Below are 23564 nucleotides of genomic sequence, written 5' to 3' on the forward strand. Positions count from 1 at the left end.
TCAGCTTGTTCGCGCAGGAAGGCGGCTCAGCCATTCGGTCATAGGGCAATCCTGAACGCATATATTTTAACATTAGCTTGAAATAATAATATTAAGTAGTAAAAATTGGAATCTTAATAGGTATAGTATGATAAATATATTTTATATATTTGATGATCTATCGCGTCTTTAAATAGAGATTTGGAATATTACAAAGATATATACAAATATAGGTGGAGTTCGTCTTAATTTTATGAGATAACCGGACTATGGCTCTTAGTCTGCTCCGGGTGCCCCGCTTAAGACACAGGACTTTGCGTTCCGCTCTTTGCTCAGCGCGCAGATTGTCTCGGGCTCAATCCAGGGCTAACCGTCCACGCGCTCAGCAATCCATCCCACTTCATCCAATCGAAATTCAGAATGCGAAACCGGCTGCGCAACCGCTGCCTGTCTTGCCCATGCTGCAATCGAAAGTGCCAGTCGACGGGGAAAGCCTTGATGCAATGCAATATCAGAGCGCTTCAGATATTCGAATGCGTGTTTCGTCATCGCTCCATCGCGAAAGCGGCCGAAGAACTCATGATAACCCGCAGCGCTATCAGCCATCAGCTCCGCTATCTGCGGACGCAAATCGGCGAAGATCTCGTCGAAAGCACGGGGCGTAGCCTGATATTCACCGATCGTGGCGCCCGGCTGGCTCAATCCCTGTCCTTTGCCTTCGCCCAGATCGAGAACTCGGTTCAGGACAGTATCAAGAGCAGAGCCGGTGCGCTCCGCGTCGCGGTATGCACAGCGTTCGGGTCGGGATGGCTCATTCCGCGAATGAGGCTCTATCCGCACGCGGCGGAATGCAGGCTGCAGATCAAGCTGCATGCCTACCAGCCCGAGCTTAGCGATTCGGCGGCTGACGTCTTCTTTACGACTACGCCGATCAAGGACGGCTTCTGGAGCGTGAAACTTCTGTCTGAGGATCTGGTGCCGGTCGGCACGGACGAGCAGCTCTTTCCGGATGGCAAACGCGGCTACACGTTCATCACGACGGATGTCGAAGCCCGCAACTTCATGGAGGACTGGAAGGATTATCTTGGCCTCATCCAGAAAACGTCTCTTCTCGACAAGGCGGCCGTGATGGGCGCCAGCCACTATTCGTTCGCGGCCGAGATGGCTCTTGAAGGCGTTGGTATCGCGCTTGTGCCGTATTTTCTGGCGGAGCAGCGCCTGTTGGACGGCGGGCTTCGCATCTGGCACGACACCCGTCTGCCGACCGGGCGGGCCTATTACCTGAACGTCAAGCATGCTCGCCGCAGTGAGCCGAGTATCAGGAGCTTCATCAACTGGGTTCGCCGCAGTATCGCCGAGGGGTGATCCATCCCGGTTCAAGCCGATGCGGCAGACGCGTTCGGATGTCGATAGACCAAATACCGCGCAAAATGCCGCCCCGGGACTGGCAATCGGATAAGATGGCGTGTCGAATGCAGCGTCTGGCAAGGCTTGCGGCGCAGTGATCTCTAATGCTGCCGTAATCGGCACATATTCGACACCGTGAGTGACAAGAGCATCGCAAAGTGTTGAAATTGAGCAGGCTCGAAGGCGAGAACGGCAGGCAATCCGCCTGTGAAATCGATAGCAGGAGTTTCATGGCGCGATTGACCTGTATCTACCGCTGTCTGCTTGCCCTGTTTGCTTTATCGGGGATCGTCGTTTCATACGTCGCCATCATACCGGGTGCGCATGTGTCGCGGCTGACGATGACGGCGAACTTCTTCAGCTATTTCACGATTCAGTCGAATCTTCTGTTGGCCGTGGCCCTGCTTTGCGCAGAAATCGCACCGCGCTCGGCGCTCGGCCGGTGGGCGAACAAGCCGTCGACACGAGGTGCGCTCCTTATCTACGTGGGAATTGCTGGCATCGTCTATGTCTTGATGCTGAGGGGTGTATGGCATCCTCGTGCCTGGCAACTGCTGGGAGACCAGATACTCCATTATTGCGTCCCGCTACTTTACGCCGTGGATTGGATTTTCTTGAGCGAGCGCGGAAAGCTTTCGTGGCACGATGCGCTCTGGTGGCTGGTCTTTCCCGCCGTCTATTCCGCCTACACCCTCGTGCACGGATCTCTCTCCCGCTTCTACCCCTATCCATTCCTGGATGTCCGCGATCTCGGTCTTGAAGCCGTCCTGCTCAATATGGGGTTGCTGGCGTCAACCCTCGTGCTGCTGGGGGGAGTTCTGATTCTGCTTGACTGGATCAGCCTCAAGCAACGGGCCTTTCGACGCGCGTAGTCCGCGCAATGCCAAGGCACCGTGTGACAAACTTGCCACAACCCCGCTGCGAGGGTCGCGGCAGTCTCCTGTTTCAGTTGCTACAGGCTCGGCACCAGTCCGCCGTCGACCCTGATCGTGGTGCCGGTGATGTAGGAGGCGCGGTCGCTGGCAAGAAATGCGATCGTATCGGCATATTCCTCGGGGCGGCCGTATCGGCCGACCGGGATCGAGGCGACGCTTTCCGCGGCCACTGCTTCCACCGTCCGCCCCTCGCGCTTGGCCTTTTGTTCGTCAAGGAAGCGGATGCGATCCGTGGCGATACGGCCGGGCACGATGATGTTGCTGGTGATACCGTCCGCGGCAACTTCGCGCGCCAGCGTCTTCGACCAGCCGACGAGGGATAGCCGAAGAGCGTTCGAGAGGCCGAGATTGGGGATGGGAGCCACGACACCCGAGGAGGTGCTGGTGACCAGGCGTCCCCATCTGGCGGCCCGCATGCCCGGCAGGAGCCGATCGGCCGTTGCGATGATCGAGACGATCATCATGTCGAAGAAGCGTCGCCAGGCTTCCGGACTTTGGCCCGAGACCGGAGTAGGAGGAGGGCCACCGGTAAAGCTGACGAGAACGAGCGGCGGTCCAAAGCGCGTTTCCGCCTCGGCAACACGCGCGTCAATGGAGGCGATATCGGCAAGGTCCCATACGATCCCGTGTGCCTTTCCGCCGGCATCGGCTATTGCCCTTACGGACGCCGCGACCGCTGCCGGGTCAATGTCGGCGATGACGATAGACGCACCTTCGCGCGCCAATGCGAGCGCGGCCGCCTTGCCCAATCCGCCACCGCCGCCGAGTACCAGCGCCGGCCGTCCCTTTAAGCCCAGATCCATCATAAACCTCCCTGTTCAGGCAATGGCCGCGCGGCGATCAACGCGCGCAAGCCGCGAAAGCAGATATTCGATTTCGGCCTTCGCCGTTGCCGTCAAGCCGCCCGCCGGAGAGCGTTGAGCATCCGAACCGATCAAGCCGCGTCGCGCCATCACATATTTGCGCACGGCAAGCCCCACGCCCTGTTGTTGTTCGTAGCGCAGGAGCGGCAGATGCGCGTCGAAGAGATCATGTGCCTTGTCGCGTTCGCCGGCCTGGGCGAGGCGCACCGTATCGACGAGCATGTCCGGAAACGCATATCCAGTCATAGCGCCGTCAGCGCCGCGTTCGGTCTCGAAGTCGAGGAACAAGCCGCCGTTGCCGCAAAGGATGGAAACACGCCGCAGCGAACCCTCGGCTTCCCACCGCCGAAGTGTCGATATCTTCTCCAGGCCCGGCCAGTCTTCGTGTTTGACCATGACGCAGGACGGGTTGTCGGTAATGATCCGCTTGAGGACGCCGGGCGTCATTACGACGGTAAAATTAAGCGGATAGTCCTGGATGACGAAGGGGATGTCGGTGCCGATCGCCTCGACCGCCTGACGATAATAGGTGACGATCTGATCGTCGGTCCGAAGTGTATTGGGCGGCGCGATCATGACGCCGGCTGCCCCGCGCTCCATCGCGGCCCGAGCCAGGCTGCGCATGGCGGCAAAGCCGGGCGCCGAAACGCCGACGATCACGGGAAGGGATGGCGCGCGCTTGATGAAGCGCGTGGCAACCGCGAGCGCTTCCGCGCCCTCGAGCTTGGGGGCCTCACCCATCACGCCGAGCACGGTCAGGCCGGTCGCGCCGCACTCCATATAGAAATCCGTCAACCGGTCGATGGAGGCGAAATCGATCTCACCATTCTGTTCAAAGGGGGTCGGCGCGATCGGGTAAACCCCTTTTGCGGTGTGCTGCAGCAACATGGATGGCCTCCGTTCAGACGATGGATGTTGAATAGCCGATGGCAATATCAGGATAAACCATGATAATACCGTCATCAGAAAACGGATTTTCCGTTAATTTGGGTGATCGACAATCATGAACATCCGCTTTATGCGCACCTTCTGTACCGTGGCGGAGAAAGGGTCGATGGCGGCCGCCGCTCGGGCGCTCGGGCTTGCGAACGCCTCCGTGGCGGAGCAGATCCGGGCCTTGGAACAGGAGCTCGGAACGACGCTTACGCTGCGGCGTGGTCAAACCGTTGCGCTTACCGATGCGGGCCAGGCAGTTCTCGATACCATGCGCAATATCGTGGCGCGGGCTGAGGATCTGCCGCTGATCGCGCAAGCAGGCGCGCTTCGCGGGCGGTTGCGGGTCGGTTCGATCTCGACGGTGCTGACCTCCCTCATCCCCGGCACGTTGCGCAGGCTTGCGCTGCTTCACCCCGAGATCGAGCTCAAAGTCGTGCCCGGCACGTCCATGGGACTGCTTGCCATGCTCGAGGCCGAGGAAGTCGATTGCGCGGTGAGCGTGAAGCCGCCCTTCCCATTGCCGAAAAGCCTGAGCTGGCAGCCGGTTCGCGCTGAGCCGCTGGTGCTTGTCGCACCCGATGTTCTGTCAAGACAATCGATCGCCGCCGCCATCCGCTCCACGCCCTTCATTCGCATGGATCGCAATGCCTGGACCGGCATGATCGTCAATCGTTACCTCGCAAGCCGCCGCATCCCGGTCCGCGAATTGTTCGAGCTCGACGCGCCCGAGACGATCGTGGCGCTCGTCTCCGAGGGGCTTGGCGTATCCCTGCTGCCCGATTGGGGTATTACCTCCCCTCAGGGCCGCAAGATTGCGATCAGGCCGGTCAACGATCCGCGCTTCGATCGCGAGATCGGGCTTATCGGCAGGCGAAGTGCCGCGTCCTCCCTGATCGGCGCCTTTGCCGATGTTCTGATCGGGAGCCATGCCGCCTCCGATGGCGGTAAGGGGCAAGCCTAACCTGTCTCTAAGGAGCGCTTTGTCGTCTGATCAGTTCGGGCTCGATGCTTTCCGTCAATGGCGGCGCATCCGGATCGGACAGCCTTCGATCTATCAATCCCACGGCGCGGCGCGCCAGGAAGGTGGGGTCCTGGCGAAAAGTCGTCAGATTGTAGCTGAGCCAACCAGCTTCCGGGACATCGTCGAAGCCGATCACCGCGAGCTGTTCAGGGATCTGCAGATGCAGCTTGCGTGTCGCATAATCCATCAATCCGAATGCGACCTGGTCGTTGACGCAGAAGATCGCCTCCGGCCTGTTCTCTCTGTCGAGCAGCTCCCGAGCGGCCTGCAGACCGCCAGCATAATCGGAATCCCGGCCCCTGGCGACGATGACGGTCGCTCCAAGTGTTGTGGACGCCTCAACAAAGCCCGCTTCGCGCTCGGTGATGCTCGGTGTCCCGGACTGCGATCCCGCCAGGCCAAGCCGGCGATATCCGCGTTCGGCAAAGGCCTGGGCGGCTCTCGCCGCCGCGGCGACGTTGGCGACCCTGACCTGATCCGCACCTGGCTCAGAGCGTCCGATGACAATCACCGACTGGCCGTTGCGATGGGCAAGATCGACGAAATTTTCCGGCGTCGAGCCCGAGAGGATAATCGTCGCTTCCGCGCGATGGCCGATCAGCGTCCTTTGGGCGGCGGCCAGCTCTTCCTCCGTCTGACCGGTGTTGATCAGGATGGGAATGTTGCCGCGCTGGATGAGAGCCTTTGTCAGCGCGGATGCAAGATGGGCGCGGAAGCCGATTTCCGGGTTGGTCGCGACGATGCCGACGAGGCGGCTGTGGTTGTTCAGTACGGCCCTTGCGAGGTCGTTGACCTGATAGCCGAGCTCTTCCGCCGCTCGCAGGACTTTTTCGCGCGTGAGGGGCGCAACGCTTGCGCCCGGCGTGAAGGTTCTCGAGACGGCCGATCTTGAGACACCCGCCAGCCGTGCGACATCTTCGGCGCTTACGAAGCGCCGTTCTCGTTGTGATTCTTCGCGTTCGCCGCCGCGCACTGTCAATGACCCACTCGTGAAAGAACGTCCGCCTTGAGGAAACGCTCTACCATGAGCATGAAGGCCAGGGAAGGAACCAGCAGCAACAAGGCGGTGATCGATGCGATCTGGTAGTTCCCGCCAGCTGCCGCGGTGTAGAGAAGCAGGGGCAGCATGTTGACGTCGGGCGCGCCGACGAAATAGCTGCCGGTAAACTCGTCGAGGCTTTCCAGAAACACGAAAATGGCGCTGGCCATGAGGCCGGGTGCGGCAAGCGGCAGCGTGATGTCCCTAAATGCCCGCAGCGCACTTGCTCCGGCCGACCGGGCCGCCTGCTCCAGCTCGATTTCGATTGCCGAAAACGCGGCCGTAGCGATCCACACCGCGTAGACCAGTCCATGCGAGACATGGACGAGCACGACGCCCGCAATGGTTCCGTTCAGGCGCAGCTCATAGAAAATGCGGGCTACGTTGACGTAGACGGTCAGATTGGGAAACGCCTGCGGAATGAGAAAGGCAAGCAGGATCAGCCCTCGCGCGGGTAGCTTCAAGCGGGCGAGAGCATAACCTGCAGGGATCGCAAGCAGCAGCGACACGATGACGGTGAGGACGGCGACCACGAGTGAATTCGCCAGCGACTCCGTGGCGCCGCCACGCGGCGCAAAGACCCGGAACCATGAGCTGAGCCCGTATTGCAGGGGCAGCGCATGCGGGAAATACCACTTTTCCGCCACGGTCCACAGCACAAGGTTTGCGAGCGGCCCGAAGATGAAGAACGCAATCAGCCCGAAGATGAGGCCGCGCGGCAGCCACCAGAGCAAGCTGAGCCGGGATCGTATATCCGCATTCATCAAGGTCATGCGCGTGTCCTCAAATTCTGGCGCAGATAGATCCAGGCGACCGAGCAGGCGAGCACCAGCGAGATGATGCCGAGCGCATTGGCAACGCCATAATCGCCGTAGGCATTGACGCGAAAGGCAATGTCGGCCGTCAGCATCGTCGGCGACTGGGCGTTGATCATCATCGGCACGGAAAGCACGGACATCATCGTTACGAAGGAAAGGACGAGCCCGACGGTCAAGGTGATGGCGACCTGGGGAAGAAGAATGCCGACAAGGATGCGCAGCGAGCCTGCGCCGAGGTTGCGGGCCGCCTCGATATTGTCGCGGTTGACCGAAGCCATGGCGCCGGCGACCAACATGGCGACGAAGGGCGTCTGCTTCCAGACAAAGGCAAAGACGATGCCGCGCCAGTCCAGAAGGCTTGTCGCGTCAATCGGCGTGATCAGGCCGAGGCTGATCGCGGTGCTGTTCATCAATCCGCTTTTCGACAGAAAGGTCCTGAGGATCTGGCCGACGACGATGAATGGGATGAACAGCGGCCAGCGGTAAAGCCAGCGCAGGATTGCGATGGCTGCAGGGTTTCCGCCGAGCGTGAGGTAGCCGCCGATCGCAACGGAGAATAGTCCGACCAGGGCGGAAGAGAGGCTGACGATCACGACCGTAAACAGAATGTCTTTCCAGTAGAGGTCGAAGGATTTCTGGAAATTGCCGAAGCCGTATGCGCCATTTTCGAGCTGAAATGCTCCGACACCGGACATCACCATCGGCAGGATGAAGAGAAGGGCTATCACCGCAAGGGCGGGCAGGACGAGGAGCAATCCTATGAGCTGTCTGGGCATCGGCAATCCATCGGCGCGTTGGGGGCGTCCCCTGCCGCCTGGGCAGGGGACGTTGTGTCATCGCTTACTTCACGGAATTCTCGTAGGCCTCGAGAATGGCGTTGTTGTATTTCGCGATCGGGAAGGGCTTGCCCTTGGTCGCAAGATCTTCCGGGGTGATGTCCACGAACAGCTTGCTCCAGGTGGCGTCGTCGAGCTGGGCCTTCACCTGCGCTGCGTCGATGCCGGGATACCAGTTGAAGCGCTTGACGATGCCTTCGGCCTGGACCTTCGGGCTTGTTGCCAGAGCCACGAATTTTTCAGCCAGTTCCTTGTGGCCGGTCTTTGCCGGAATGACATAATGCATCGGCTGGCCGGGCATGCCGGGAGCGGGCAGGACGAGCTTCAGCTCGGGCGGCAGCTGACCATTGGCCTGCCAGCTGTAGAACATGTCGACCCATACCGGACCCATGGCGATTTCGCCGCGGCTCAAAAGATCGAGCGTTCCGGCATTGCCCGGCGTCAGCGTCGCGTTCTTGGTGAAGTCCGCAAGGCTCTTGAAGGCGCCGCCCCATTTCTTCGTTTCTTCTTCCTTGTAAGGGCCGGTCATCAGGTTCTGGGCGTCGCCATCGCCGAAGGCGTAGATCCAGCCCATCACGAAGCTCACGCCGGATGCGCCGCCCTTGATCCCGTTATAGCCGAACTGCTTGGGATGTGCCTTCACCCATTCGGCGAGTTCCGCATAGGTTTTCGGCGGGTTTGCGACCAGTGATGGATTGTAGGCAATCGCCGTCTGGCTGTTGAACATCGGCATGACATAGCCGTCGACATCGGCGCCAAGCGCATTCTTGGCGTTGTCGCGGGTGACGAGCGTCCCGGTGTCGATGTTTCCGCGGTATTTTTCGAGATAGCCCTTTGTGACCATCGGTCCGGCGAATTTCTCGTGGACGACAGCGACGTCGATATCCCACACGGGGCTTTTCGCGGCTTCCTGGGCGTCGAAACGCTCAAGGATCTTCTGCGAACCGGCGTCTCCCGGGCCTGTGCCCACGGCCCGGACGGTGTTGCCGGGATAGGTCTTTTCGAACAGTGGGCCGAGATACTGATTGATGTAGTCGACCATGTTCTGGTCGCCGGCGGTCGCCACCGTCAGTTCTTCGGCTTTGACGGGGATGGCCGCCAGTGCAAATGCGAACACGGCATAGGTCAGTCTTCTCATGAACGCTTCTCCATGGTTCAGGTTGAGGTATTGAAATCTTGAATTCTCATTGCCGGGGTCCGGCAGAACGCCCGTCAGGCGGCAGCAAAGAGGAAGAGGGCTTCCGGCGGAACGTGCACGAGGACCTCCTCTCCGGGCGTGTGGGCACGATGGCAATCCGCCAGGATTTCGCGATCGCCGACATGGATGGAATGACGCCAGTGACCGCCCGGATAAGTCATCGTCGTCACGATCCCCTTGAAGCAGACCCCTTCCTCCGGGATCTCGTCTGTTTTCGAGAAAATGCGCGCCGCCTCCGGTCGGAAGCGCGCCTGCACCGGGCCGTCGGCCAGGGGATGGCGAGGCATCGGCATCGCGGTGGCCTCGTTTATGGCGCTCGCCGCAATCATGAAGCGATCGTCGTGGGCCATGCCTGTGAGCCGAAGATAATTTTCGGCGCCCATGAATGCGGCGACGAAAGCGGATGCCGGCCGATTGTAGACCTCCTCCGGCGTGCCGTGCTGGGCGATGCGACCGGCATCGAGGATCACGATCCTGTCGGCCATCACCATCGCTTCCTCGCGATCGTGGGTAACGTGGATGGCGGTGATGCCGAGGCGTTGCTGCAGGGCTCTAAGCTCATGTCGGACAGTAAGCCGAATCCGCGCATCGAGATTGGACAGCGGCTCATCGAGCAACAGGATCTCGGGATCAACCGCAAGCGCGCGGCCGAGTGCTACTCGCTGGCGTTGCCCGCCGGAAAGGGCTGCCGGCTTCCTGGCGCCGAGGCCGCTCAGCCCGAGCAGGGCCTGGATCGCAGCGATCTTGTCCTTGATCTCCGGCTTCGAGACACCCTTGAGTTTCAGGCCATAACCGATGTTCTGGTCGACGGTCATGTGCGGCCATAGCGCATAGGACTGAAAGACCAGAGCCATGCCTCGCTTGTCCGGCGGAAGCCGCGTCACCTCGCGATGACGAACGATCACCTTGCCGTCCGACGGGGTGACGAAGCCCGCCAGCACGCGAAGCAGCGTCGTCTTTCCGCATCCCGACGAACCAAGAAGCGCCACGAACTCGCCACGCTCGATTTTGAGATCGATGTCGGACAGAACCGGCGTCGAGCCGTATTTGCTCGCTATCCCCTCAAGCTGCAGAAACGCACCGGATTCCATTCATCACCCCTTTTGCACAGCCGTGCAATCCATCTGCGCGATGAATAGAGGAGATGTTTGACAGCCGAATGACATGCCGAGGGTTGTAAGAATTTCAGGCTGATGCCTTGCCTTGTCGACAAAGGGCCTAGCGCGTTGGCAAAGTCATGAGCCTCACGCGCGATAATGTTGACCTCGGCGGCAATTCTCCGCCGAAGTCAATTCGTTAGCAGGCCTATCGCGCAAATCGCACACACATCGGCGTGCCGATCTCGATCGCCTTGCCGGTGTCCTTAAGCGCACCGTTATCGGGATCGCGCTCGAAGATCGAGATGCGGTCGGCGTCCTGGTTGGCGCTGAAGATATGCCGGCCGGAAGGCGTGATCGCGAGGTTGCGCGGCGTGGCGCCACCGCAGGGGAAGAAGCGGGCCTGCGAGAGCGTGCCGCGTTCGGGATCGGTTTCGAAAACGACGATGCTGTCATCGCCACGATTGCCACCATAAAGGAAGCGACCATCGGGAGAGATCTGGATGTCGGAGCAATGGTTCTCCGCAGTGAGATTGTCCGGTATGGCGGACTTGGCATCGATGGCCGTCAACCGGCCACTATCACCCTCGACCGTATAGCTTGCGATGGTCGAGTTCAGCTCGTTGATCGCGTAGAGGAAGCGGCCGTTTGGATGCAGGGCGACGTGTCGCGGCCCGGCGCCCGGCACCGTCTTCGTCACCGAAAGCAGCTCCAGTTGGCCGCCATTGCCGAGGCGATAGGAGACGAGGCTGTCGCTGCCGAGATCGGCGACGATCAGGACGTTGCCGGGAAGTTCGGTGACGCTATGGGCATGGCTGCGCTCCTGGCGGTCCTTGTCCGGTCCCGTTCCGGTCAATGCGGCGCTGGCACGAGGTGGCGTCAGGCCGCCGTCGTCACGCCGCTCGTAGACGACGAGCGACTGGTCCGGGCCGCCGCTTCCGATGCTGTAGTTGGTGACGAACAGTCGGCGCTCGTCGCGGCTGACGGCGTTGTAGGCGGTGACACTGCCAAGCGCGGGTTGCATGTTGATATGATGCAGCGCCCGCGCCTCCCGGTCGAAGCGGAATGCTGTCACCAGGCCCTCTTTCCAACCCGCGATTTCCGAATTCGCATAGACATGGCTGCCATCGGCGCTGACCGAGAGGAATGTCGGATTGTCGATATCGTTCGCCTCGGCGAGCTTTTCGACCTCCAACGTGTCTTCGTCGAAGCTGTAGACCAATAATCCGCAGCCTCTTGCGTTACGGAAATAGGGTGCGGGCCGGTTCAGCGTGCCGACGAAAGCCAGATATTTCGAACCCATTGTGATTCCTCCCTTATGTTTTGCAGCGGCGATAGATCATCCTCACGTCGTCGCTTCGCGCAAGGCGTGACGATCCTCGATTCGACCTTTTCTCGCGGAGCGCGGCCTATGAACGCTTCCTAACAGATGATGGCGGTGCTTGCAAAAGTGATCCATATGTGAAAAATCTATTCACATAAGAAGAACTTCTGGAGACTTCGGGTCTGCCGGATTGCTGGCTGGGATCGCCATCGACGCGTATCTGCGGCGATACTGCAAAGCATTTGGCAAGGCTGCGATTTGGGTTGAGCACGCCGCCGCTGAGGGCCGGCCAAGGAGGAGGAGAGATTGATGAAGACATGGATGGGCGGCCTTTTGGCCGCGACGGCGGCATTGTCGATGACGGCACATGCGCATGCCGAGGATGTCGCGAGCGTCGTCAAGGGTCTGCCAGATGGTTTGAAGGCGCAGTATGACGGCGCACCGCAGAAAATCCTGCCGTCGGCCTGGGACAATTGGACCCCGCCGCCGAAGCCCTGGAAATGGTGCCATTCGGAATCGTATCAGGGCAATCCTTGGCGCGTGACGGTCACCAAGGAGCTGAAGCGTCTCGCCGACGGGCTGATCGCTGACGGCACGGTGTCGAGCTTCGAAGTCTCCGATAGCAACAACGACGTCAGCCAGCAGATCAACCAGATCCGCGCTTTCATCGATGCGAAATGCACCATCATCACCTCGATTCCCGGCTCGGCAACCGCGCTGAACGATGCGATCGATGCCGCCGCCAAGGCCGGGATTCCGTTCATCACGGCTGCGGGTTCCGTCACCAGTCCGAACGCCATCAACGTCGATTCCAACTATGCCCGCTGGGGCTACGACATGATGTCGGCGATCAACAAGGCGCTACCGAACGGCGGCAACGTGCTGATGGTCGAAGGCATTGCCGGCCATCCGATCGTTGCACAGGAGCGGCAGGGCGCCGACAAGGCGCTGGCGGAAGACAAGAAGCTGAAGGTCGCCCGCAGCGTCAACGGCAACTGGACGGCGAACGTCACCAAGACAGTGGTTCTTCAGGCGATTGCCACCAATCCGGCGAAGATCGATGCGGTCTGGTCGACGGGTAGCGAAAGTCGCGTCATCGCCGAGGCTTTCGCCCAGGCACATCGCCCGGCACCGCTGATCACCGGCTCGCTGACCGGCGACGCGCTCGGCTACTGGAAAGCCAACCCGGACAAATACCGCTTCGAGGGCCATGCGCTGCTGCCGCACTGGACCGCGCAGACGCTCTACCGTGTCGCAGCCCGCATGCTCGACGGCCAGAAGCCGAAGCTCAACACACTGATGATCCCGATCCCGGCCGTACACGAGGCCGATCTCGGCAAGTGGTACAAGAGCTGCATGACGCCGGACGCCGTCTCGATCTTCCCGGTCCCGCCGACCGATCCGATGCCGGAAGAGTTGATGGACGCCTATTTCACGGGCGCAAAGCCGACGATCGGCTGGGACTACTCCAAGACGCCGGACCCTTGCATCAAGTGATATGATGTCTGCAGGATTGCGGTCAAAGGGCCGCGATCCCCACCAGTTCAAGAGTACGATATGCTTGAAATCGAAAACGTCTCCAAGCGCTACGGCGAGACTGTCGCGCTGTCGGGAGCTTCCATCGCCTTCAAGGCTGGCACGGTACACACCATCCTCGGCGAGAACGGTTCGGGCAAGAGCACGATGGTGAAACTCTTGTCCGGCATTGTCCAGCCGGATGGCGGAGTGATCCGCCTCGACGGCCGGCCGTTCTGCGGCCATACGCCGGCGGCTTTCCAGACGGCGGGCTTTGCAACGGTCTTTCAGGAGGTGCTGATCGCGCCCGATCGCACCGTCACCGACAATATCTTGCTTGGGCTCGATGGCCTATGGACACGCCGCATTCCTCGCGCCGAGCGCCGGGCGACGGCCGAGGCCGCGCTGAGACGCTTCGCCATTACCGAAGTGTCGCTCGACGCGCCGGCCGGCTCGCTGCCGCTTGCAGCTCAACAGCTGGTCGTGCTTGCCCGCGCCGTCGTGCGCCGCCCGCGCGTCCTGATCCTCGACGAAGTCACCGCCGCGCTCGACTATGCCGACCGAGAATCCGTCTTCCGTATGATGCGCGAACTTGCCAGGGAAGGCTCGCTGTTGCTGTTCATCACCCATCGCATGGACGAGGTCATGTCGCTCTCGGACCGCATTTCCATTTTGCGCGGGGGCAAGGTCGTGAAGACCGAGGATTGCGGCGCCTCGACGCCCGCCGAACTCTTGAAGGCGATGGCGCCGCAGACCGCAGCGGAGCTTACCCATGCCTGAGGCTCTGACGCTCGAAGCCAGGGCACTCGTCATCAAGAGGGACGCCAGGCCGATTTCGCAGCTCATCCGCCCCGGCGAGATCGTCGGGCTTGCCGGCCTCGACGGTCACGGCCAGGAACGCTTCCTCGAAACGCTGGCGGGGCTGAAAGCGCCTGTCGATGGCGAGGTCTATCTCGAACGGGCCGGCGGACGAACCCGTGTTTCCGGCTTCCGCAAGGCGGTTGCCCATGGGATCGCCTACTTGCCGCGCGACCGGCGGGCAACAGGGATCTTTCCGACGCAATCCGTGCTCGACAACTTCGCGATCTCCACGGTCGGCCGGGACGCATTCTTTGGGTTGCTCAGCTTCAAGAAGCGCCGTCGTCGTTACGAAGCCTATCGCGAACGTCTCTCCATTCTGGCGCCGAAGCCGGAAGCGGCAATCACTACGCTTTCGGGTGGCAATCAGCAGAAGGTGCTGCTTGCCAGAGCACTGGCGCTTGAGCCCGGCGTGCTTCTGCTCAACGACCCCACTCGCGGCGTAGATGTGGCGACGCGCCACGTTCTCTACGACGTCTTCCGCGAACTGGCACGCGATGGCATGACGCTGGTCATCCTCTCCAGCGAGATCGAGGAGATCCTGCTTTTGTGCCATCGCGTCCTGGTGTTCCGCGAAAACGAGGTGGCGGCCGAGATGACTGGAGACGTCATGACGACCGACAACGTCATTGCGGCCATGTTCGGTCGGGAGGCAAGACCATGACATTCTCCTCCAAAATCGCAAACGCGTTACGCAGCGGCGGCTTTGCATTAGTGCTGCTGGTCGTGCTCCTTGTCTTTAACCTGTTCCTCAATCCCGCGCGCTTTGCGCCGGCCGCCTGGGGCACCTTGATCGGACTTGCCGCGCCCCTGATCGGAGCTGCACTCGCCTCGGCGCCCGTCATTCTCGCCGGGCGCGGCGGCATCGATATTTCCGTCGGGCCGCTGATGGGCTTCGTCAACGCCATCGTCATCCAGGCTCTGTTCCTGTCGAGCGGCATAGGTTCGCCCTTCATCCTGATCCCGGCCGCCCTTGCCATTGGTGCAGCCATCGGCGCGATCAACGGCTTCATGGCGACGGTCATCCGCATCCAGCCGATCGTCGCGACGCTTGGCACCTATCTCATCCTGACCGGCGTCACTCTCGTTATCCTGCCGGCTCCGGTCGGGCCCGCGCCGGATTGGCTGAAGACGCTGTCGGGCACCTATTCCATCGTGCCGCTGCTTGCCATCGCCGTCGCCTGGTGGGCGATCCGCCGGCTGCCCTATTACGATCTGCTGATGGCGATCGGCAGCGATGACCGCGCCGCCTATACGGCCGGCGTCGACGTCACCCGCGTCCGCTTCGTCGCCTATGTGATAACGGGTGTCTTCGCCGGCATCGCCGGGTTGATGCTGACGGCGCTGATCGGTTCCGCCGATCCGAACATCGGCCAGACCTATACTTTGATCGCGGTCGCCGCGGTGGCGCTCGGCGGTGTCAGCCTGGCGGGCGGACGCGGTGGGCTGACGGGTGCGGCAATCGGCGCGATCGATATCTTCCTGCTGCAGAGCGTGCTGACCTCGTTTAACGTCTCCACCTATGTCTTGCAGATCGCCTATGGCGCGATCCTGGTCGTGGCCGTCATCTTGACGGCCGTCCAGGAGCGCGCGGTCAAGGGGAGGGCCGCATGATCCGCCTGAAAAGCTTCCTGGCGAGCACCAGCGGCCGCGTCATCGTTGCATTCCTCATCGCACTGGCCCTGCACCTCTTAGGCACTGTGCTGATCGACGGTTATTCCTCCTCCTTCTCGATCCGGGCCATGCTGGTGATTGCCTCACTGCTGGCGGTCGCCTGCGTCGGCCAGACGCTCGTCGTCGTCCTCGGCGGCATCGATCTGTCGATCCCCTTCGTTATCGGTTTTGCCAATGTTGTGGCCGCACAACTCTATGGCGAGCAATGGAATTTCGGCCTCGTCTGCGTGCTCGTCGGCGTCATCGCCATCCTCATCGGCGCTTTCAACGGCTACGTCTCGCGCAAGCTCGATATCCATCCGCTGATCGTTACCCTCGGGACGGGCATGGTCGTGCAGGGCGCCGTGCTGCTATGGACGGCAGGCTTTCCCTCCGGTTCTGCGCCGCAGGCTGTTTCTGATTTCGTGTCGATCGGCGGATCGGTCGGTCCGCTGCCGTTCCCCTGGGTCGTACCCTGTCTCGCCGTATTGGCAGTGGCCATCATGGCGCTGATGGCACGTTCGCCCTACGGCCGGCGGCTTTATGCGCTCGGCAGCAATCCGGGTGCCGCACCCCTGGCCCTGATCGATCCGGTGCGGATGTGGGCGGTAACCTTCGCGATTTCGGCTTTCTTCGCCGCCGTCGCCGGCGTGCTTTTACTCGGTTTCACCGGCTCGGCCTATGGCGATGTCGGCCAGCCCTATCTCTTCCAGACGATCGCCGCTGTCGTCGTCGGCGGTGCGGCATTGGTCGGTGGACGTGGCAGCTATCTCGGCACGATCGCCGGCGTCTTGGTTCTGACTGAGATCAACACGCTGTTGATAGGCCTTGGCTTTCAGCCTTCGGCGGTACAGGCGGCTCTCGGTTTCATCATCGTCGTTCTCGTCTCCATCTACGGTCGCGAGCGGCATGTGAGCGCCACGATCTGAGGCGCTCTTGCATCCCGAAGCTCAATGTTGAGCCGGCTTGCGAATACCAGCCTGTTCGAGCAGCGGCAGCACCTGATCGCGGAAATAGGGGAACTCGGCATTGTAGTCGACAAAGGATAGGGTCGTTCCGCCGAACCCAGCCCGATGCAAGGCAAGCAGACCTTCGGCGACCTGTTCGGGCGTGCCGACGAGCGGAAAGCCGCCATGTCCCGCCGCCATCCGGTCGCGGATCAGGGCCAACAGGTCATGCGGGAAGGATTGGGCATGCGCGAATTGCAGGCGCACCAGATTGTCGACGGCCTCCCAATCGGCATTGTCCTTGCCGAAATGCTGCAGATAGTCTCGCGCCTCCTTTTCCGACGGACGGCAGACGACATGAGCGAAGGTGAGGACACCCAGGTTACGGCCTGCAGCCTTGCCCTGCTCCTTCAACTCTGCGATTTCAGCCGTCGACCGGCCGAGGTCGATCGCCGGCGTGAACAGAAAATCGGCATTGCGCACGGCGAATGCGCGGCCCTGGCCGGAGCCTGCCGCATTAAGAATAGGCGCGCGATGCTCGGGGCGGGGATCGCCGAGTATGTTCTTCAGATGAAAGAAATTTCCGTCATAGTCGAACGTCTGATCCTCTTCCCACAGGCGCTTGACCACATCGAACCATTCCTCGGCATAGGCATAGCGGCTCTCGTGATCGGCCGGCAGATTAAGCCCCAATGCTTCGTATTCCGGCTGGTTCCACCCAGCGACGATATTGAGGCCGATGCGGCCGCGGCTGATCTGATCGATCGTGGCCATCTGCTTGGCGACGACGACCGGATGATTGGCGGCAGTGTGGATGGTGGCAAAGACGTTGATTTTGTTCGTGCTGGCGAGCAGACCCGCCGCCCACGTCATCGTTTCCAGCACGTTGCCGTGAAAATTCGTCTCACCGCCATAACCGATCCATCGGGCGATCGGCAGCATGAAATCGATGCCCGCCTCATCCAGCTGACGCGCGAGCTTCAGATTGTTGTCCCAGGAATTAACCCAGCGTTCCCCCACCTTGGTGACGCTCATGCCGCTGGAGCAATTGCTGGCGAAGGTGCCAAGCAAAAATTGTCCTGCGGCGAACATGGAGTTCTCCGACATTTTCGTTCCCTTTATTTTTTGGTATAATTTACGATAGAAATTCTATTTGAAACTTCAAGTTTGTCAACGCTCGCCGCTGCGGCATCATTTCAAACATCTGGAAAAGGAAGCATATGAGCATCGAATCCGATGACCAGAGAGCCCAACCGCAGGGCCTCGATCGCAACTGGCATCTGGCGAAATCGCCGTTGCAAGTGGAGCTGACCGAGCTGGAGTTCGCCCTTATGCGCGCATTCGAAGCCTTCGGGCGCTGGCAGACCGAATGCCTGGCATCGGTAACGGGTCTTGCGGCGAGTGGCCCGGAAAATGCCATGCTGCACATCATCCGCATGCATGACCGTCCGAAATCCATCAAGGATCTGGCCCGCCTTGCCAATCGGGAAGACATCCCCAACATGCAATACAGCCTGAGAAAGTTGCTCGGTGCTGGGTTGGTGGAACGGAAGGGGAGCGGCCGTTCGGGCGTCACCTATTCAGTGACGGAAAAGGGTAGGGACGTCACGGACCAATATGCGACCGTGCGTGCGGCTCTTCTCGTTAAAGCCGTGCAGGGCGTCCCGAATATGGGCCGCCGCCTGGAGGAGGCGGCGAGCACGCTCGATCTGATGACCGGTATTTACGAGCATGTGGCAAGGAGTGCAGCAACCCATCGTCGCTTTTCGGAGGGGTGAAGGTTCGGCCCCGATGCGACGCGCGCCTCGCTCCAGCCGGGCCGCTCCGCTCATTCCGCCGGCTGCGCGAGAGAGCCGGTGTTCGCCTCCCGTTTGCCGGACAGGCTCGCCTGACCGATGGTGACGGTTAGAAGGGCGAGGATGCTGGCTGCGACAGAGACCCAGAAGCCGTTTGCTGGCCCGAAATTGTCTACCACCCAGCCGGACACGAAAGCGCCGAGCGCCATGCCGATGCCTATGCCGGTCATGACCCAGGTCACGCCTTCCGTCAGCATCGCTTCGGGGACGCGGCGCTCAATCAGCCCGAAGGCGGTGATGAAGGTCGGGGAGATGGCAACGCCGCTGAGGAAGACGGCGAAGGCAAGCAGCGCAACCGATGTGCTGGCGACAAGTAGCGGCAGGGCGGTGACCACAAGGACGCTGAGCGCGACCAGGAGCTGGCGCTGGAGCGGCATTTTAGGGTTCAGTGCGCCGATGATGAGGCCGACGACGAACGAGCCGAGCGCGTAGACGCCGATCACGAGGCTTGCCGCGCCTGGCTGGCCGAGCTGCTTGGTGATGGCCACCGTGCTCACCTCGGCCGTGGCGAAGGTCGCACCCACGAAGACCAGGGCGAGCGTGATGAACTGGACCGGCCGGAGCCAGATTGCCGAGCGTTGCGAGATCTCGGAGTCATGCGGCCGTACCTTGGGTTCCGTCGATCGCTGCATCAGGAAGGCTGTTGTTCCAAGCGCCAGGAAGATCGTATTGACGATCATTCCGGCTTCGGGAAACAGCGAGACCGCAAGCCCGACCGAAACGGACGCACCGGCGATGTAGACCAGCTCGTCGGCTGCGGATTCGAACGCGAAAGCGGTGTTCAACTGGGGGCGATCGCGAAAGATTTCAGTCCAGCGGGCTCGCACCATGGCTGGAATGGAGGGCATGGCGGCGGCGAAGAAGGCCGTGGCAAACAATGACCATGCCGGCCAGTTCTGATTCGAGGCGATGACGAGAAGGGCGAAGGAAACGACCGAAATGACGGTAGCCGGCGCGACGATCGCGCTCTGGCCGAGCCGGTCGACGAGCCGCGATATCTGCGGCGCAACAAAAGCGTTGGTCAGCGCGAAGGTCGCCGAGACGGCGCCTGCGAGCCAGTATTCGCCGTGTGTCTGCGACAACATGGCCACGATGCCGATCGGAGCCATGGCGACGGGAAGGCGGGCGAAAAAGGCTGCTGCAGAAAAGCCCTTGGCGCCCGGTGCTCGGAAAATCTCGCTATATGGATTGGACATCGGATCATTCCTTCGATTGGACGAAACGGCCGTGAACATACGCGGCGTATGTGAATGAAATAATTGCATACGCTGCGTATGTCAACTAATATACGCGGTGTATGTGAACTAATGTGAGTGATTGACGGAGACACAATGCGCAAACCTCGCAGTGAAATGATTGCCGAGACGCGAGCCAAGCTGCTGGCTGCTGGCCGCAAGGCATTCGGCAGCGTCGGTTATGCCGAGGCATCGATGGATGATTTTACAGCCGCGGCCGGACTGACGCGCGGAGCCCTCTATCACCATTTCGGCGACAAGAAGGGATTGCTGCAGGCCGTGGTCAGCGAGATCGATGGCGAAATGACAGCAAGGCTCTGTCAGATCTCGTCGAAGGCGCCGTCGCGTTGGCAGGCATTCCTCGATGAGAATGTCGGATATGTCGAGATGGCGCTGGAGCCGGAAATCCAGCGCATCATGTTTCGTGACGGCCCGGCCGTGCTTGGCGATCCCTCGGAATGGCCGAACGCCAACGGCTGCATCGCCGCGGTCAGGGAAAGCCTTCGCTCCCTTCGCGAAGAGGGCATCATCGTTGATATCGATCCGGAAGCTGGCGCTCGCCTCATCAATGCGGCAAGCAGCTGCGCCGCCCAGTGGATTGCCCATTCGGACGATCCGGAGGCGACATCGAAACGAGTGGTCCGCGCTTTTCGCACCTTCCTCGAAGGCTTGCGCATCAAGAGGGACTGATCGGCATGGGTTGGGCATCGGCGCTATTCCACAGCTGCGGTTGCCGCATGATTTCTGTCAATCGCCTGATGCGGCGGTAAAGACCGCCAGCTGGGCGGCGAAAGCCCGCTTGTATGCCGGCCGGGCTTCGCCGCGGGCGACATAGGCGGAGAGATGCCGATAGTCCTCCAATATGCCTGTGCCTTTTATTCTGAGCAGGACCGATATCATCATCAGATCGCCGGCACTGAAGGTTCCGTCGAGCCATTCGGCATCGCCGAGACGATCGGAAAGTTCGCTCAGTCGCTGTTTGATGCGATCGTCGACCATGGCTAGGCGCTGTTCATACCAAACCTGATCGCGCTCCTGGAACCTTACGATCGCGCGATCGATGATTGGCGGCTCGACTGTGGAGAGAGCCGCAAACATCCATGTGATCGCCCGTGCCCGCGCATTGGCATCGTCCGGCAACAGGCCGGTATGACGCTCCGCGACATGGAATACGATCGACCCCGACTCGAACAGGGCAAGGTCGTCCTCCTCATAGGTCGGGATCTGCCCGAAGGGATGATGGGCGAGATGTGCGGGCTCCTTCATCGCCTCGAAGGACAGAAGGCGCACCTCGTAAGGCTGGCCGACCTCTTCGAGCGCCCAGCGAACGCGCATGTCACGGGCCAGACCTCTGCCGCGGTCCGGTGATCTTTCAAAGGCGGTAATCGTTATCGTCATTGATGCTCTCCATCGCTCGTCTTTCCTGAAGACGGGTGGCTGAACGCGATTCCGACACTGCGCCTCGAGAAAAGTCCCCGTGGCCGGGAGTTGCCGGCCAGAACCTCCGCAGATCGGCGGCCAAGATGTCGTTTCAGTCCTTTTCGAATATCGCAAGTGACAGGTCGTCGGCAGGGTCGAACGTCCTCGCGGAGTCAAACGCCTTTCGCAACGGCTGCTGCTGGAACAGATGATAGAAGAAGCCATGCACGAAGAGCGGTATCGCGGCTCCGTCCGGATAATCGATTGAAGCGATATAGGCGCTAACCCCTCCCGCGAGGAAGGCGCTTGCGAATGCTTCGGTGCCGCTCAGGCATGCGGTGCTGAGAACGACGCAGCCAGGCAGATTGATCTTCCGGTCGAGCTGTTCGGCAGGTAGGCATCCGGCGACAAGCATCGAGGTATCGATGCCTTCGTCGAACTCTCCGAAGACCAGGCCGCCCTCCTCGCCATGGCCGGACAGGATCATGTATCTGGGAGCGGATGTTCCCTGATCCACACATTTGAGAAAATCGCTCGGCGTTGCCGGCAAATGCAGCGTCACCACGGCCCCGAGACTTTCCAGAATGGCTCTCAGAAGCAAAGCCTCACCACTGTCGCCTAGCGCGACGATCGAAACCGGTCTGCGAGGGTGAAAGAAATTCTCGTCGACTGCCATCCGGGTCAATGCTCCTCATTTTGCGACGCAACCGTCTGCCGGATCAAGTCCCGGACTAAATCATGGGTAGGCGGTGCGGCACACGCGAGCGACGATGTTGCGCAGCCACCGTTGCGCGGGGTCGGCGTCTACGCGCGGATGCCAAATGGCCGCGATCAGTATCTCCGGCGTTTCAAACGGCAGTTCAAAGCTGCGAATGCCGAACTCCGTCACGAGTTCGTTCACTTTGTTCTTGCCGAGGCAGGAGATGGGGACGGCGGCGACGAAATCGGTCGAGGCCGCAATTCTCATTGCATCCGGAAATCCGGGCACCACGACGCGAATTGCCCGCTTCAGGCCCCGGCTTTCCAAGGCCCCGTCGATCGCATCGGCAAAATCTCCCCTTCGCGAGGCGGCGACATGGTCGCAGGCTGCAAAGCGATCTGTTGTCACGGCACTGTCCGCCAGGAGCGGATGGCCTTCCCGTACGACGCCGACCAGCCGATCGCGAATCAGGAGCCGCGTGCGCAACTCGGGTGCCGGCACGCCCAGCACGCCGATTTCCAGATCGATCAGCCCTTCGCGCAGCATATGCGGCTCCTTGTCCGGCTTGAGTGCGAAGCGGATACGGACATGGGGAGCGGCCTGGGTCATGGCCGCCACGAGGGGTGCGGCCAGTAATTCGAGAAAGGCTTCGCTGACGCGGATCGAGAAGGTGGCTTCAAGCGTTGTGATATCGAGTTCGCCTGCGGCTGGTCGCAGGATCGCGCACACGATCCTGAAGGGTTTCGGCAAATCGCGTCGGCACGAGCGACCTGCCGGCTCTCACAAGCAAGGGGTCCCCCATCACCTCACGCAGTCGCGACAAGGTGCGGCTCATGGCGGAAGGGCTGAGGCCGAGGCGCTTTGCCGCTTCCGTCACGCTTCCTTCGGCAAGCAGAACATCAAGGGCGACGAGAAGATTGAGGTCTATGTCTTCCATGACAATTGGGTAGCTCAGATCGCTCGACATGCCTAGCGTTTGACGCAACTATTCTTTGCAATTTGTGCGCCTGGCGAAATCCAGGACGAGTTTTCATATTGAGCCCAGGATAAGCAAACAGAGGAGGCATGCCCCATGCCGTCATCATCTTCCAACTCCACAGGCAGCATCTTGATCATCGGTGCATCGCGCGGGCTCGGTCATGCCATGGCCGAAGAATTCTTCAAGAAGGGCTGGTCCGTCGTCGGCACGGTGCGTGCCTCGCCGTCAAGGACGAAACTGCACGATCTGGCGGACGGCTCCGACGACCGCGTCACCATCGAGAGGCTCGACATCAACGAACCGGCACAGCTTGCGTCACTGCGCCAGCGCCTCGACGGCCGGGTCTTCGACATGCTGTTCGTCAATGCCGGAACGATAAATGTGCCGACCGAAACCATCGCGGAGGTGACGACCGAAGAGTTCGTGCGCGTCATGGTGACGAACGCGCTGAGCCCGATGCGCACCGTGGAAGGCCTGCAGGATCTCGTCTCGCCCACTGGATTGATCGGTGTCATGTCGTCGGGGCAGGGGAGCGTCAGCAACAATACGACGGGCATGAGAGAGGTCTATCGCGGCAGCAAGGCGGCTTTGAACACATTGATGCGTAGTTATGCCGCCCGGCATGCAGACGAGGCGCGCGCATTGGTGCTGATGGCGCCCGGCTGGGTCAAGACCGACTTGGGCGGTCCCGACGGGAGGCTGACGATCGAAGAGAGCATTCCGAACCTGGTGAACGTGCTTCTCGATCAGCGCGGAAAGCCGGGGCTGGAGTATCTGGACTATCTGGGCCGAACCGTCCCCTGGTGATTTTTCTGCAGAGGAGAGATGCGGGCAGCCGCTTTGGTGAAGGCGGCGCCGCAGATGGCCGAATACATAACGGAAATGAATCGGACCTGACCGACCGATTCAAAACACTCGTTGGACCGCAGCGGCGTGATCGACGAGTCTG

The 23564-nt window shown here is 60.9% G+C and carries 24 protein-coding genes and 1 pseudogene; 11 read left to right on the forward strand and 14 right to left on the reverse strand.

What is annotated here, in order from left to right; genetic code table 11:
• Positions 1 to 345: 345 nt before the first annotated feature.
• Complete coding sequence (locus tag BJ928_RS39355) at positions 346 to 681, reverse strand: hypothetical protein (RefSeq protein ID WP_245432418.1); 336 nt, start codon at positions 679 to 681, stop codon at positions 346 to 348.
• A 48-nt stretch (positions 682 to 729) separates the two neighbouring features.
• Here BJ928_RS39355 and BJ928_RS39360 point away from each other — a divergent pair, with 48 nt between their 5' ends.
• Together BJ928_RS39360 and BJ928_RS16195 are read left to right on the forward strand one after the other, a co-directional pair.
• Positions 730 to 1344: a LysR substrate-binding domain-containing protein gene (locus tag BJ928_RS39360; RefSeq protein WP_281024140.1), complete on the forward strand. Its 615-nt coding sequence runs from the start codon at positions 730 to 732 to the stop codon at positions 1342 to 1344.
• 272 nt (positions 1345 to 1616) lie between these two features.
• Positions 1617 to 2258, forward strand: a complete 642-nt coding sequence (locus BJ928_RS16195; RefSeq protein WP_047631475.1) for a Pr6Pr family membrane protein — start codon at positions 1617 to 1619, stop codon at positions 2256 to 2258.
• An 80-nt stretch (positions 2259 to 2338) separates the two neighbouring features.
• Here BJ928_RS16195 and BJ928_RS16200 read toward each other — a convergent pair whose 3' ends face one another.
• Both BJ928_RS16200 and BJ928_RS16205 read right to left on the reverse strand, forming a co-directional pair.
• Entirely contained in the window at positions 2339 to 3124 is a 786-nt protein-coding gene (locus tag BJ928_RS16200; RefSeq protein WP_047631474.1) for an SDR family oxidoreductase, read from the reverse strand.
• Between the two features lie 15 nt (positions 3125 to 3139).
• Positions 3140 to 4072 (reverse strand): dihydrodipicolinate synthase family protein, encoded by a 933-nt coding sequence (locus BJ928_RS16205; protein ID WP_047631473.1) that lies wholly within the window; start codon positions 4070 to 4072, stop codon positions 3140 to 3142.
• Between the two features lie 115 nt (positions 4073 to 4187).
• Here BJ928_RS16205 and BJ928_RS16210 point away from each other — a divergent pair, with 115 nt between their 5' ends.
• The gene (locus BJ928_RS16210) at positions 4188 to 5081 is read left to right on the forward strand and encodes a LysR substrate-binding domain-containing protein (RefSeq protein ID WP_047631472.1); all 894 of its coding nucleotides are present in this window, start codon (positions 4188 to 4190) and stop codon (positions 5079 to 5081) included.
• A gap of 7 nt (positions 5082 to 5088) precedes the next feature.
• On the opposite strand, the gene BJ928_RS16215 is transcribed toward BJ928_RS16210, so the two are convergent.
• From BJ928_RS16215 to BJ928_RS16240, 6 genes are all read right to left on the reverse strand, one after another.
• A complete protein-coding gene (locus BJ928_RS16215; protein WP_052227673.1) occupies positions 5089 to 6120 on the reverse strand; it encodes a LacI family DNA-binding transcriptional regulator in 1032 nt (343 codons plus the stop codon).
• Positions 6117 to 6953 carry an ABC transporter permease subunit gene (locus BJ928_RS16220; protein ID WP_245432365.1) on the reverse strand — a complete coding sequence of 279 codons (837 nt, stop codon included), beginning with the start codon at positions 6951 to 6953 and terminating at the stop codon, positions 6117 to 6119. The genes BJ928_RS16215 and BJ928_RS16220 overlap by 4 nt, the downstream gene beginning before the upstream one ends.
• On the reverse strand, positions 6950 to 7774 hold the full coding sequence (locus tag BJ928_RS16225; protein WP_047631470.1) for an ABC transporter permease subunit: 825 nt from the start codon (positions 7772 to 7774) through the stop codon (positions 6950 to 6952). Before BJ928_RS16225 ends, BJ928_RS16220 begins: the two co-directional genes overlap by 4 nt.
• Positions 7775 to 7838: 64 nt before the next feature.
• A complete protein-coding gene (locus tag BJ928_RS16230) occupies positions 7839 to 8972 on the reverse strand; it encodes an extracellular solute-binding protein (protein WP_047631469.1) in 1134 nt (377 codons plus the stop codon).
• Positions 8973 to 9046: 74 nt separating this feature from the next.
• Positions 9047 to 10123 (reverse strand): ABC transporter ATP-binding protein, encoded by a 1077-nt coding sequence (locus tag BJ928_RS16235; RefSeq protein ID WP_047631468.1) that lies wholly within the window; start codon positions 10121 to 10123, stop codon positions 9047 to 9049.
• 214 nt (positions 10124 to 10337) lie between these two features.
• A complete protein-coding gene (locus BJ928_RS16240; protein WP_047631467.1) occupies positions 10338 to 11432 on the reverse strand; it encodes a lactonase family protein in 1095 nt (364 codons plus the stop codon).
• A 330-nt stretch (positions 11433 to 11762) separates the two neighbouring features.
• Here BJ928_RS16240 and BJ928_RS16245 point away from each other — a divergent pair, with 330 nt between their 5' ends.
• From BJ928_RS16245 to BJ928_RS16265, 5 genes are read left to right on the forward strand one after another with little or no spacing between them, the layout of a single operon-like run.
• Entirely contained in the window at positions 11763 to 12950 is a 1188-nt protein-coding gene (locus BJ928_RS16245) for an ABC transporter substrate-binding protein (RefSeq protein ID WP_047631466.1), read from the forward strand.
• A gap of 60 nt (positions 12951 to 13010) precedes the next feature.
• A complete protein-coding gene (locus BJ928_RS16250) occupies positions 13011 to 13748 on the forward strand; it encodes an ATP-binding cassette domain-containing protein (RefSeq protein WP_047631465.1) in 738 nt (245 codons plus the stop codon).
• Entirely contained in the window at positions 13741 to 14490 is a 750-nt protein-coding gene (locus tag BJ928_RS16255) for an ATP-binding cassette domain-containing protein (RefSeq protein ID WP_047631464.1), read from the forward strand. Before BJ928_RS16250 ends, BJ928_RS16255 begins: the two co-directional genes overlap by 8 nt.
• Positions 14487 to 15440 (forward strand): ABC transporter permease, encoded by a 954-nt coding sequence (locus BJ928_RS16260; protein ID WP_052227672.1) that lies wholly within the window; start codon positions 14487 to 14489, stop codon positions 15438 to 15440. Before BJ928_RS16255 ends, BJ928_RS16260 begins: the two co-directional genes overlap by 4 nt.
• Positions 15437 to 16408, forward strand: a complete 972-nt coding sequence (locus tag BJ928_RS16265) for an ABC transporter permease (protein WP_047631463.1) — start codon at positions 15437 to 15439, stop codon at positions 16406 to 16408. Before BJ928_RS16260 ends, BJ928_RS16265 begins: the two co-directional genes overlap by 4 nt.
• A gap of 21 nt (positions 16409 to 16429) precedes the next feature.
• Here the strand turns inward: BJ928_RS16265 and BJ928_RS16270 are convergent, their stop codons facing one another.
• Positions 16430 to 17518 carry an LLM class flavin-dependent oxidoreductase gene (locus tag BJ928_RS16270; RefSeq protein WP_052227671.1) on the reverse strand — a complete coding sequence of 363 codons (1089 nt, stop codon included), beginning with the start codon at positions 17516 to 17518 and terminating at the stop codon, positions 16430 to 16432.
• A 128-nt stretch (positions 17519 to 17646) separates the two neighbouring features.
• Between BJ928_RS16270 and BJ928_RS16275 the strand changes: the two genes are divergently transcribed.
• Entirely contained in the window at positions 17647 to 18204 is a 558-nt protein-coding gene (locus BJ928_RS16275) for a winged helix DNA-binding protein (RefSeq protein ID WP_047631461.1), read from the forward strand.
• A gap of 50 nt (positions 18205 to 18254) precedes the next feature.
• Here BJ928_RS16275 and BJ928_RS16280 read toward each other — a convergent pair whose 3' ends face one another.
• Positions 18255 to 19478, reverse strand: a complete 1224-nt coding sequence (locus tag BJ928_RS16280; RefSeq protein ID WP_047631460.1) for an MFS transporter — start codon at positions 19476 to 19478, stop codon at positions 18255 to 18257.
• A gap of 135 nt (positions 19479 to 19613) precedes the next feature.
• Between BJ928_RS16280 and BJ928_RS16285 the strand changes: the two genes are divergently transcribed.
• Positions 19614 to 20207 (forward strand): TetR/AcrR family transcriptional regulator, encoded by a 594-nt coding sequence (locus BJ928_RS16285; protein ID WP_047631459.1) that lies wholly within the window; start codon positions 19614 to 19616, stop codon positions 20205 to 20207.
• A gap of 57 nt (positions 20208 to 20264) precedes the next feature.
• On the opposite strand, the gene BJ928_RS16290 is transcribed toward BJ928_RS16285, so the two are convergent.
• The 3 genes and pseudogenes from BJ928_RS16290 to BJ928_RS16300 all read right to left on the reverse strand — a co-directional run bounded on the left by BJ928_RS16290 (position 20265) and on the right by BJ928_RS16300 (position 22573).
• Positions 20265 to 20915 (reverse strand): glutathione S-transferase family protein, encoded by a 651-nt coding sequence (locus tag BJ928_RS16290; protein WP_047631458.1) that lies wholly within the window; start codon positions 20913 to 20915, stop codon positions 20265 to 20267.
• A 133-nt stretch (positions 20916 to 21048) separates the two neighbouring features.
• The gene (locus BJ928_RS16295) at positions 21049 to 21612 is read right to left on the reverse strand and encodes a hypothetical protein (protein WP_047631457.1); all 564 of its coding nucleotides are present in this window, start codon (positions 21610 to 21612) and stop codon (positions 21049 to 21051) included.
• Positions 21613 to 21672: 60 nt separating this feature from the next.
• Positions 21673 to 22573, reverse strand: a pseudogene (locus tag BJ928_RS16300) (LysR family transcriptional regulator).
• A gap of 135 nt (positions 22574 to 22708) precedes the next feature.
• On the opposite strand from BJ928_RS16300, the gene BJ928_RS16305 reads away from it, so the two are divergent.
• Positions 22709 to 23422 (forward strand): SDR family NAD(P)-dependent oxidoreductase, encoded by a 714-nt coding sequence (locus BJ928_RS16305; protein ID WP_047631456.1) that lies wholly within the window; start codon positions 22709 to 22711, stop codon positions 23420 to 23422.
• The last annotated feature ends 142 nt before the right edge of the window (positions 23423 to 23564 follow it).

The sequence above is a fragment of the Rhizobium sp. WW_1 genome (assembly GCF_003610155.1).
GTDB classification, from domain to species: Bacteria; Pseudomonadota; Alphaproteobacteria; order Rhizobiales; family Rhizobiaceae; genus Rhizobium; species Rhizobium tropici_A.